This is a genomic window from Chloroflexota bacterium, assembly GCA_018648225.1.
Taxonomy (GTDB): Bacteria; Chloroflexota; Anaerolineae; order Anaerolineales; family UBA11858; genus NIOZ-UU35.
The window spans coordinates 1-9,346 of record JABGRQ010000086.1; the positions used below are offsets into that span (position 1 = coordinate 1).

General features: G+C 55.6%; 6 protein-coding genes. 5 read left to right on the forward strand and 1 reads right to left on the reverse strand.

Translation table 11 applies throughout. The features are described 5' to 3' along the window. Positions 1 to 155: 155 nt before the first annotated feature. The gene (locus HN413_07590; GenBank protein ID MBT3390258.1) at positions 156 to 4,286 is read right to left on the reverse strand and encodes a hypothetical protein; all 4,131 of its coding nucleotides are present in this window, start codon (positions 4,284 to 4,286) and stop codon (positions 156 to 158) included. A 235-nt stretch (positions 4,287 to 4,521) separates the two neighbouring features. Here HN413_07590 and murJ point away from each other — a divergent pair, with 235 nt between their 5' ends. From murJ to HN413_07615, 5 genes are all read left to right on the forward strand, one after another. Further along, positions 4,522 to 6,117 carry a murein biosynthesis integral membrane protein MurJ gene (murJ, locus tag HN413_07595; GenBank protein MBT3390259.1) on the forward strand — a complete coding sequence of 532 codons (1,596 nt, stop codon included), beginning with the start codon at positions 4,522 to 4,524 and terminating at the stop codon, positions 6,115 to 6,117. Between the two features lie 120 nt (positions 6,118 to 6,237). Beyond that, positions 6,238 to 6,453: a DUF2180 family protein gene (locus HN413_07600; protein MBT3390260.1), complete on the forward strand. Its 216-nt coding sequence runs from the start codon at positions 6,238 to 6,240 to the stop codon at positions 6,451 to 6,453. A gap of 229 nt (positions 6,454 to 6,682) precedes the next feature. Then, positions 6,683 to 7,099 (forward strand): FHA domain-containing protein, encoded by a 417-nt coding sequence (locus HN413_07605; protein ID MBT3390261.1) that lies wholly within the window; start codon positions 6,683 to 6,685, stop codon positions 7,097 to 7,099. Further along, positions 7,096 to 8,544 (forward strand): hypothetical protein, encoded by a 1,449-nt coding sequence (locus HN413_07610; GenBank protein ID MBT3390262.1) that lies wholly within the window; start codon positions 7,096 to 7,098, stop codon positions 8,542 to 8,544. Before HN413_07605 ends, HN413_07610 begins: the two co-directional genes overlap by 4 nt. A 112-nt stretch (positions 8,545 to 8,656) precedes the next feature. After that, the gene (locus HN413_07615; protein ID MBT3390263.1) at positions 8,657 to 9,205 is read left to right on the forward strand and encodes a sigma-70 family RNA polymerase sigma factor; all 549 of its coding nucleotides are present in this window, start codon (positions 8,657 to 8,659) and stop codon (positions 9,203 to 9,205) included. The last annotated feature ends 141 nt before the right edge of the window (positions 9,206 to 9,346 follow it).

Here is a 9,346-nt window from a genome sequence, read left to right on the forward strand (position 1 = left end):
AAGGTTCAATCTGAAAATCAGAAATTCAATATTACTTAGTTTACGGTGTACTTAGACTAAAAACTATCAAAGCGCCTTCTGTGCAGAAACGCCAAAGAGCAGAGCCGCAGCAATATTGCTGCGGCTCTGCTCTTTGGCCGAATATTTGATTTGGCCTATCTCCGGCGGCGGCGTTTCTTTTTCTTGCTGTTAGCAGGTTCTTGCGTGGACGGCGATTGCGGCGCTGCTGCTGGTGTTTCGGGGGCTTTTTGCATGCTGGCCTGCACATCGCTCATATTACGGGGCCTAAAGGTAAACATGCGCGTGACCATGCTCATGCGCATATCGCGCAGCAAATTGGTGAACATTTCAAAAGCACGCGTTTTATACTGCACCAGCGGATCGCGTTGCGCGTAAGCCTCTAGTCCAATCGCCACACGCAGCGCTTCCATCTCGGTCAGGTATTCAATCCACAGGTTAGAAATCACACTCAAAAGCAATTCACGGTAGATAATCGTCAGGGATTGGCGGCCTAACTCGTCAGCAATTTGGGGCAGGATGTCTTCAGCGATGCTGCTGATTGGCTGCGCCTCCACCGCGGTGAAGGATTCTGCCCCGAGACGTTGCATCACCCCGGAGCGAGATTCGGGACTCAGCTCTGTGAGGGTAGCCTCCCCCAAACGTGAAATTTCACTCTGGCCCCATTCTGCCCGAATAGCGGCCTGCGCTCCTTCGAGATGAGCCAGCACCGCGCTTGTAATTTCCTCGGGGGAACGGTGTTCCAACTCCCCGGCTGCCGCGTGGATATACGTCAGCCGCGTGGTGCCCTGCCAGATGCGTTTGTGCGTTTTCTTGTCGAAAGCCTGACGGCGGCCTTGCGGCATCGCCAGAATCAGGCCGAGCAAATCTTTCTCGGTGAGTTGCCCACCGGTATATCTCGCCAGGTTAGTTTGCAGATCGCGGGCGATCAGCCCCGGGCTGGCTTCATCACCGATATAGGTACTCAGGCGTTCGCGATAGATTTTCTGGATAGCATCCATAATCTGTTCGGCGAGTTGATCCCAGGTTTTGCCGCTTAGATCGTTGGGGCTAACGCCGAGTGAATCTTTGAGTACGCGCTCCACCGCACCGATCAGGCGCGTGATCGTCAGCGCCTGAATAACTTCTTGCACGGCTTTGTAGAGCTGATCGCTGACCGCATCGGGGTTATCGCGCAGTTGGCGGGCGAGATCGGGGGCAATCTGTACGGGGATGCGCAACATTTCGGCCAGTTCTTGCGCCAATTGCTGCGGGCTGCGGGTATCGGTTTCATCTTCCAGGCCCAGCCCATCGATGAATATATCCAGCAATTCCAGGCGCTCGTCAATCAGGGTTTGCATACTGATCTGATTGCTTTCCAGCAATTCATCTACTGTATGCAGCAGATGCGCTTCCTCGGCCTGGATGGCGCGCCGGGCGAGATCGAGCAGCGCGGGTTGGGTTGCCTCGGGGGAATGTTGCGCGGGGCCTAAACTATCGCATAAAAGTTTCAGCGTATAAGATGGGAAAATGCCTGTTGTGAGTGGAATCGAGGGTTGAATTTGTTCCAGCCAGGAGAGCAGTTTCCACGGGCCTTCTTCGTCGTTGAGGGCTTCGGGCACACGGCGCTGAATTTCTTCGCGCAGCATCCCGGTAACATCTTCGCTGAGATCATCTTTCGTGAGAATGCGGTCGCGCTGGGCGTAGATTTTTTCGCGCTGCGTGTTGAGCACATCATCATATTCCAGCAGGTGCTTACGCACATCGAAGTTGGCCCCCTCTACGCGAGATTGGGCCTGTTCGACAATGCGGCTGACGAGCTGATTGGTGATTGGCATGGCTTCATCAATATTCAGCCGTTCCAGCATCCCTTCCATTTGCTGCCCGCCGAAACGGATCATTAATTCATCTTCCAGCGAGAGATAGAAGCGCGAAGAGCCAGGGTCGCCCTGACGGGCGGCGCGGCCGCGCAACTGGTTGTCGATGCGCCGGGCTTCGTGACGCTCTGAACCAACGACGTGCAGACCGCCGAGATCGCGCACGCGCTTTTTCTCATCCATATACTTTTTGAAATATTCAATTTCAGTGCCGTAAATGCCGAAGTCGGTTTCGCTGAGGGGTTCCAGCGCGGCCAGACGCGCTTCTTCGGTCATATCGTAGGGTTCGTCGTAGCCGTTGCGCTTGAGTACGCGGTTGACCGAGGCCAGGATTTCTTCGGCGATTTCACCACCCAATTTGATGTCGACACCACGCCCAGCCATATTGGTGGCAATCGTCACTGCGCCAAAAGCCCCTGCTCCGGCGATGATCTGACTCTCTTCGGTGTGCTTGCGGGCGTTGAGCACCTCATGGGGGATACCAGCCTGCAACACCGTAGTCAGACGGTCGGCGTGCTCTACCTTCAGGCCAAAGATGCGCAGCAAGCGCGGTAAATTTTTATCGTCATTCGGTGTCAACGACATATCTAGCGAAGATTCTTTGACCACCTGGCGCATATCGTGGGTTTTAAGTGCGTTCAGGGGTTGGTTGAGCGGCATTAATGCCTGAATCTGGCGGCCATCTTCGACGTTGCCAGTTTGTTCAAACCAGATATCGCGAATCAGCAGGGTTTGCGTCAGCTTGCGCACCAGCGCACCCTGTAAACGCGCTGAAATGCGCTCTGATAGGTCCACTGAAGTTGTGCCCAGCAAAATGGGCCGCCCGATGACGTGATACGTGATGACTTCTTGCACAAGGGCGCGCAATTTGGCATCTTCAGTGCGGTAGATCACATCGGGGTAATCTTTGCGTTTCCAGAAGGCTTGCTTGCGCTCGGGGTCGGAGACATAGGCGTAATAGGTGTATTTATAGTTGTATTCGTCGCGGTCTTGCAAGGTTTCAAAAATCGAATCTTCGCGGGCGGCTTCGTAATCCATATTGGAGGGCATCGCCAGCGCTTCCAGATCGTAGATCGTGCTGAACTCTTCGGCCTCGGTTACGGCGGTTCCAGTCATACCGGAGAGTTTTTCGTACATTCGGAAATAGTTCTGAATGGTGATGGTGGCGTAGGTGATATTCTCGCTTTCTACCGGCACGCCCTCTTTGGCCTCCACCGCCTGATGCAGACCGTCCGACCAGCGCCGTCCGGGCATTAGCCGCCCGGTGAAGTGGTCTACAATAATCACCTTGCGCGCCTGCACAACATAATCCTTGTTGCGCTTGTAGATATATTCGGCATTCAGGGCTTGCTGCAAATAACCCATCAGGCGCGCCTGTTCGGGGGTGATATCTTCGGGGCGGTCCGGATCGCGCAGCGCCAGACCCAAAATTTGCTCCACATGCGTTTCGCCGATTTGTGTCATTGAAATATTGCGGTCGCGTTCACTGATGTCGTAGTCTTCGGGGTTGAGCTGCCGCACCACGCGCGCCATGCGCTCGTAGTTGTCGCTATCTTCATGCGATGGCCCGGAAATAATCAGCGGCGTGCGCGCTTCGTCGATGAGCACATTATCCACCTCATCAATGATGGCAAAATAATGCCCGCGCTGCACACGCTCGGCCAATGTCATCTTCATATTGTCACGCAGATAGTCGAAGCCAAACTCGTTGTTGGTGCCGTAGGTGATGTCGGCGGCGTAGGCTTCTTCGCGCATGACCATTTCGAGTTGATGCTGGTCTTCGTGTGGCGAAGATTTTTCAAGATCGACCATAAAAGCTTTGCGGCCATGTTCGGTGCGCGAGGCCATTTGCAGCACGCCTATGCTCATGCCCAGCAGGGCGTAAATCGGCGCCATCCAGCGTGCATCACGCCGGGCCAGATAATCGTTGACCGTGATCAGATGAACCCCGCGCCCAACCGGGATTCCATCGAGAGGGGTAAACTGCCAAATGGCAGGATCGGCGCCCCACTTTTGGGTGGCTTGCTGCTGCCAAAGCGGATTCAACTCGAGGGCATTCAGATAAATCGGCAACGTCGCGGTAAGGGTTTTTCCCTCCCCGGTGCGCATCTCAGCCACTGTGCCCTGGTGCATCGAAATCCCGCCGACCATCTGCACATCATAATGCCGTAGGCCAATCGTTTTCTTGCTGGCCTCACGCACAACAGCATATGCCTCGAAGAGTAAATCATCCAGGATTTCGCCCTGTGCCAGACGCACGCGAAATTCGTTGGTCTTATTACTCAGTTCGGCTTCGCTGAGAGCCTCGTATTCTGGCTCTAGCGCGTTAATTTGCTCGACAATCTGCTTGTAAGCGTCAATTTGTTTTTTCTGTGGATCCCCGCCAATGGCTTGGACAATGCGTTTAAACATAGATTCCTCTGTTAGATATTGTTTTTAACGCAAAGTCGCCAAGACGCGGAGACGCAAAGATTTTCTTTATTGTCTTTGCGCCTTGCCCCTTTGCGTCATTGCGTTGAATTTTTTACATTTGAAAAGAATCGGCGCGATTATAGCATAGCTACCCTCACCCCGTCTCGCTCCGCTTGACACGCCTCCCCCCGGGAAGATGGCCTGGTGGTGATGGAGGAATGATATAATCTCGCCCATGAGCAATGTCGAAACCGCTCCAGCCTCCGCCAACCGCCAGATCGCCCGCGCCGCCGGGTTGGTCATGGCGGCTTTTGTTTTCAGCCAGTTGGCGGGTTTGTTGCGTCAAATTTTTGTCGCCAATGCCTTTGGCACTAGCCCAGAGATGGATGCTTTCAACGCGGCCAACCGCGTTGCCGAGACGCTCTTTAATCTGGTTGCTGGTGGCGCGTTGGGGTCGGCGTTCATTCCCCTGTTTACCGATTTGCTAACCAAAAAGCGCCGCGACGAAGCCTGGCAACTGGCCTCCGCGGTAGGCAATTGGGTGCTGATTGTGCTCAGCGCGCTGAGCATCCTCACCGCCATTTTCGCCCCCCAGGTTGTGCGTTATATTCTCGCCCCCGGTTTCGCCGCTGACCCTGCTCAGGAAGCCCTCGCCATTCACCTCATGCGGCTGATGTTGCCCTCGGCGGCCATCTTTGGCCTCAGCGGGTTGGTGATGGGCATCCTCAACTCGCATCAGATATTTTTTGTTCCCGCTCTGACCCCCTCGATGTACCAGATCGGCATGATCTTCGGTGTGCTGGTGCTCTCCCCGCGCATTGGCGTTGATGGTTTGGCCTGGGGCGTAGTGCTGGGAGCGGCGGCGCATCTGCTATTGCAAATCCCTACCTTGCTTAAGCGGCGCGGCACATACACACTGACCTTGGGCCTGAGAATGGCTCCCGTGCGCGAAGTCATGCGCCTGATGGGGCCGCGCCTGCTGGGTGTGGCCGTGGTGCAATTGAACTTCTGGGTTAATATTCGTCTGGCATCAACGATGCCGGAGGGCAGCGTCACCGGCCTGGCGTTTGCCTTCATTTTGATGCTGATGCCGCAGGCCGCCATTGCTCAATCGATTGCCACGGCGGCTATGCCTACCCTGGCGGCGCAATACTCGCGCGGCCAACTCGATGAAGTGCGCGGTTCGCTGGCGGCCAGTTTGCGCGGTGTGCTGCTGCTTTCCATCCCTGCCGCCGTGGGGCTGATTTTACTGCGCGGCCCGATTATCACCATTCTCTACCAGCGCGGCGAATTCACTGCCCATTCGCGCGAGCTGGTATCCTGGGCGCTATTGTGGTATGCCGCCGGGCTGGTTGGTCATTCCGTGATGGAAATTCTGGCGCGCGCCTTCTACGCTTTGCACGATACCAAAACTCCTGTCACAGTGGGCATCATCGCCATGAGTTTGAACGTGGTTTTTAGTTTTGCCTTTGCCGCGCTTTTTAGGCGCATCGGCTGGATGCCCCACGGCGGGCTGGCGCTGGCAAATTCACTGGCGACCGCCCTCGAGACCGTTGGCCTGTTCTTTCTGATGCGCCGCCGCTTGAACGGCCTGCAAGGCGGGCGCGTCTGGCAGGGCGCGTTGCAAGCGGGTATCGCCGCTGTCGGGATGGGCCTTTTCCTGTGGGGCTGGCTGGCTTTTTTCAGCGGGCGCTCTGCCTGGCTGCTTGGCGGCGCAGGAATCATCATCGGCGGGGCAATCTATGCCCTGCTATTGCTCGTTTTGCGTGTGGATGAACTTCAGATGGTATTGAAATTCATCAAGGTTAAACTTAACGCCAGGGCGCAATGAGACGCGGCGACGCAAAGTTTTAACATTTTTTCTTTGCGTCTTTATATCCTGGCGACTTTGCGTTAATCATTTGACCAATCCCTCAGATTGCTCTATACTCAAAACAACCAGGAGCAAATAATGAAATGTTGGCAATGTGAAACTGAAGCCCGCGGCGTGTGTCGTTTTTGCGGGCGTGCCGTGTGCAAAGCTCACGCCCAAACCATGAACTATATCGTCAGCGTGTACCCCAGCCAGAGCAAAAAAGTGCTCAAGTCGCTGGTCGTCGCTGATGCCGTTTTCTGCGGGCAGTGCAAGCCGCAACCCGAACCCCTCGAAACGCCCTATTTAGACTGAAGACGGAGGACAGATGACGGGAGCGCGCATAAGCTGGGAGTTTCCGGCAGGCGAGTCGCATACGCTGGAACTTGCCAACGATATCACCATCATCGGGCGTGGGCGCGATTGTGAGATCGCCCTGCTTGACGAGCGCATCTCCCGCCAGCATAGCGAAATCTACTTTGATGGTGAAGCCCATCTCGTCTCGGATTTAGGCAGTTTTAATGGGACCTATTTAAACGGGGAAATGCTGGGGGATGCGCGTCCGCTCGAAGATGGCGACCAACTCCAAATCGGGCCTGTCAGACTCCTGTTCGAGTTGGCAGCAGCCTCTGAGGTTGATCCACGCTCCACGTTGGTTGTCCCCGAATCCAACCTCAAAGCTTATCTTGAAATCCCCGATGGCTTGCGCATCGAATTAGATAAAGCGAAAACGGTTATCGGGCGCAACCAGGGCTGGGATGTGTGCCTGCCCGACCGGGCGGTTTCGCGCCCCCATGCTGAAATTGAGCGCCGCGGCGACGAATTTGTACTGCGCGACCTGGGCAGCGCTAACGGAACGCTACTCAACGCCACGCGCCTGGAAGCCCCGTCCACGCTGAAAGATGGCGATGAGCTGGTCTTCGGCGCCGAGACGATCATCTTCCGGCTGGAGCCAGCGTGAACGTTTGGCTTCAACTCGAAGTGGATCGCGCCCCCGCGGGGCTGGGGATTTGGGCCGCGCTGGCCGAGCGTCCCGGTGGCTTGTGGGGCGCGTTGGAAGGCGAAACGCTGCTCATCGAGAATCGCCGTGTGGGGGATATATGGCATGAACTTAACGACGAAACTTTAATCATCCGCCCGCGTCGCAACCTGTGGCAAGCGTTGGCGCAAATACCGCTCGCCGCGCGGCACGGCATGGGTATCTGGGCGCTGGTTGGCGATGAAACCTTGGCGGTTGTGCCGCCCGAAGCCAGCCTGTGGAGCGCGGCCGCGCAGGTTGGGGATGTGTCGCTGCGTAAGCCGGCGCGGCGTTTGGGCTGGGCGCTCAAAGCGTTGCAGACCGCCGCCGGGGAAGATTATTTTGTGCTCAAGAATACGCGCTCCGGCGCATATTTACGGTTGACCGCAAGGCAGGTATTCTTGTGGAATTTGATGGACGGGGCGCACAGCCTGCGCGATCTGGCGGTGGCCTATTATGCTGAATACCGTGCCCTGGCTCCGGAAGGGTTGCTCGAATTTTTGGGGCAATTGGAAGCCAACGGATTTTTGATTGCCGCCCGCGGCGATATTTACCAACAGACGGCGCGTTCGTTGGGGCAAGGGCGCGCCCGGCGGATGTGGCAAAAACTGGTGCGCGCTTTCACACAGACTACCTTTTCAATTCACAATATTGATGGCCTGCTGGCGCAATTTTATGCCGGTGGTATTTTTTTGCTTTATACCCGCGTGGCGCAGGTGTTGATGGCATTGGTCACGCTGGCAGGATTAGGAGCGTTTGGCTATCATGCTCTCAACGGCAATTTTTCGCTGCTACGCGGCGCTAATGGGGAGCTAACCCCGGGGCTGATTGGCCTGTATCTGGCGCAATTTTGCGCTATCCTGCTGCACGAAGCCGCCCATGCCTTCACGGTCAAGCATTATGGCCGTCAGGTGCGCCGCGCCGGGTTTATGTTCTATTTGGGGATGCCCGCGTTTTTCGTCGATACCGGTGACATTTGGATGGAACCGCGCAAGCCGCGGATGCTGGTTTCGTGGGCGGGGCCATACGCGGGGTTATCCCTCGGGGGACTAAGCAGCTTGCTCATTTTTCTCGTCCCCTCCCCGGCCTGGTCCGGGTGGCTGTTCCAATTTGCGTTTTCCTGCATCTTGCTCTCTTTTGTCAATCTCAATCCGCTGCTGCGTTGGGATGGCTATTACATCCTGATGGATTGGCTTGAAATGCCCATGCTGCGCGACCGCGCCTTTGGTTTCATCCGCCGCGGGTTATGGAAAAAGCTCTTCGGCGGCGAATCCTTCTCACAAGATGATAAAATCTATACGATCTTTGGATTTCTCTCCCTGGCCTGGACTGTGATCGCTATCGGCGCGTCGCTGTGGGCCGGGATACGCTTTATAGGAAATTTATAGTTTCACCGCAGAGACACAGAGCGCGCAGAGATTTCTTGTATGTGGAGAGTGTCTCTCTGTGTTTCAAAATATCTCCGTGAATTCCGTGTCTCCGTGGTAGAAGTTTTTAACAATGTGGACTCCTGAACACGAAGAAAAACTCATCGAAAAAGCCCAGCAGGGCGATCAGGCCGCTTTTGGTGAACTTTATGATCACTATCTCACCAAGGTCTATCGCCGCGTGTATGCGCTGGTGCCGGAGAGTGATGTTGAAGATGTTACCCAGGAGATTTTTATCTCGGTGGCGCGCTCGTTGAGCGGTTTCCGCGGCGGTTCAAAGTTTTCAACCTGGTTGTACCGCATTGTCAAACGGCGCGTAGCCGATTATTACCGTAAGGGTGAGCGCCAGGTGGAACAGGTCGAATTCGAAAAGGCCGATCACGTCGCCGGGGCGAATCCCTTTGGCGATAAAGCCGATGAGTTGCTCTTGCGCCAGGCTATGCGCGCCCTGCCAGAGAGTCACCGCGAGATTATTCTGCTGCGCCTCGCCGAGGGGCTGCCCTTTCAGGATGTCGCCGAACGTCTGGGCATCCAACTGGGCGCGGCAAAGGTGCGTTTTTATCGCGCCATCACCGCCTGCCAGGAGCAGATTGCTCAACTTGAGGCTGGTGTTACTTTTTGACGATCGCCAGCGACTAAAATGATGACAAATACAACGCAAAGGCGCCACGAAGCGAAGTCGCAAGGAAATAATTGAAAATTTGGCGTCCTTGCCCCTTTGCGCCCCTGCGTTAAAACTGAATTGTTTTTAGAAACTATTATG